The sequence below is a fragment of the Micromonospora sp. NPDC047753 genome (assembly GCF_040642735.1).
Lineage (GTDB): Bacteria > Actinomycetota > Actinomycetes > Mycobacteriales > Micromonosporaceae > Micromonospora.
On record NZ_JBEYSL010000786.1, the window covers coordinates 1 to 2,008 of the forward strand.

2 protein-coding genes are annotated in these 2,008 nt (G+C 73.3%); one reads left to right on the plus strand and one right to left on the minus strand.

What is annotated here, in order from left to right:
* On the minus strand, positions 1-777 hold a 777-nt coding region (locus ABZ749_RS34525), incomplete at its 3' end, for a WYL domain-containing protein (RefSeq protein WP_357235456.1).
* Between the two features lie 117 nt (positions 778-894).
* On the opposite strand from ABZ749_RS34525, the gene ABZ749_RS34530 reads away from it, so the two are divergent.
* A complete protein-coding gene (locus tag ABZ749_RS34530; RefSeq protein WP_357235459.1) occupies positions 895-1,899 on the plus strand; it encodes a cation diffusion facilitator family transporter in 1,005 nt (334 codons plus the stop codon).
* The last annotated feature ends 109 nt before the right edge of the window (positions 1,900-2,008 follow it).

Here is a 2,008-nt window from a genome sequence, read left to right on the forward strand (position 1 = left end):
GGCCCGCCCGGGCGCGGCCAGCACGGTGGCCCGACCGGTGCGCTCCGCCGGACCCGACCAGCGGGCCACGTGGCTGATCAGGTCGACGTTGGCCGGCGGCTCGTACGCGCCGGGCGCGCCGGTCACCCGGACCGCGCCGACGACCCGGGACAGCCGGAAGCAGCGGGTCGCCTCCCGGTCCTGGTCGTGGCCGACCACATACCACCGGCCGCGCCAGCAGACCACGCCCCACGGTTGCAACCGTCGCCGCGTGGGCGCGTCGCGATCGGGCACCCGGTAGTCGAACCCCACCTCGCGGCGGTCCCGGGCGGCGGCGGTCAGCGGCGCGAACGCCGGGTCGACAGTGACCATCGGCTCCAGGCCGAGGGTCGCCTGCGGGTCCACGTCCACCCCGGCGGCGCGCAGCTTGGCCAGCCCCGACGACGCGGCGGCGGCCAACCCGGCGTGCTGCCACAGCCGGGCGGCGATGCCGACGGCGGCGGCCTCGTCCGGTTCGAGGAGGATGTCGGGCAGCGCGTATTCGCGGTGGGCGATCCGGTAGCCGGGCTCGGCGTCGAAGGCGCTCGCCGTGCCGGTCTCCAGTGGGACACCCAGCTCGCGCAGCTCGGCCTTGTCCCGCTCGAACTTGCGTTGGAACGCCTCGTGGTCGCGCGCGTCGTCCGGATCGTGCTCGTAACCGGGCACGGTCGCGGCGATCTGCGCGGCGGTCAGGAACCGTCGCGTGGACAGCAGGCAGATCACCAGGTTGACCAGGCGTTCGGTGCGGGTCCGCGACACGCGGTAGACGCTAGCAGCCGACCCGCCCACACCGCGCACCCGCGCGGGCGTGCCGCACACTTGTTCGGATCGGGCCTCCCCCGGCGCGTCGCCGTCAGCGGTCATAGGGTGATCCTCATGTCGCAAGCGGAGGCCAGACCCGAGAGCGAGAGCGTCGGCACCGTCGTCGTCGCCGGTGCGGCCAACCTCGCCATCGCGGTCGCCAAGCTGATCGCCGGGCTGATCTCCGGATCAGCCGCGATGCTCTCCGAGGCGGCGCACTCGATCGCCGACACCACCACCGAGGTGCTGCTCTTCCAGGCGCTGCGCCGCGGCGCCCGCCCGGCCGACCAGCGACACCCCTTCGGGTACGGCAAGGAAAGCTACGTCTGGGCGTTCTTCGCCGCCATGTTCACGTTCGTCGCCGGCGCCGGTTTCGCCGTCACCCACGGCGTCACCACGATCCTGGTGCACAAGCACAGCGGCGACTACCTGATCTCGTACATCGTGCTCGGGGTGTCGTTCGTCATCGAGTCGATCTCCCTGGCCCGGGCCGTGCGGCAGGTCCGCCGCGAATCGCGGCGCTGGCGGACCACGCCTCGGCGGTTCCTGCGGTTGACCGCCGACACCACAGTCAAGGCGGTCTTCCTGGAGGACAGCGCGGCCCTGATCGGTCTGATGCTGGCCGGGCTCGGCGTCGGTCTGTCGCACGCCACCGGCGACGAGGTGTGGGACGGCGTCGCGTCGATCCTGATCGGGCTCCTGCTGCTGACCGTCGCCGGGATCCTCGCCAGCAACAACCTGTCGCTGCTGGTCGGCCGGGCCGTCCCGGAGCGGCTGCGTCACGAGATCGAGCAGGATCTGGCCGGGCTGCCCGAGGTGGAACGCATCGACACCCTGTTGACCATGCAGCTCGGCCCGCAGGACATCCTGGTCGCCGCGAAGGTCGACTTCCGCGACGAGGCCACCGGCGCGCAGATCGAGGCCAGCGCCGACGAGGCCGAGCGGCGGCTCACCAACCGGTACCCGGAGATCCGCTTCGTCTTCCTCGACCCGACCCGTTCGATGCCGGGCGCCACCGGCACCGCCCGGCACACCCAGGCCGGGCCGAGCCCGGACGCCGGCGGCCCCGAACCGATCTGACCCGCACCCGGGCGCGGGCCGCCACGCCCGCGCGGCTAGCGTGCCCGTCATGGTGCGATGGCGTACGGGGACGGTGGCGACGCTGCGACGGCAGTGGACCGGGGCGGTG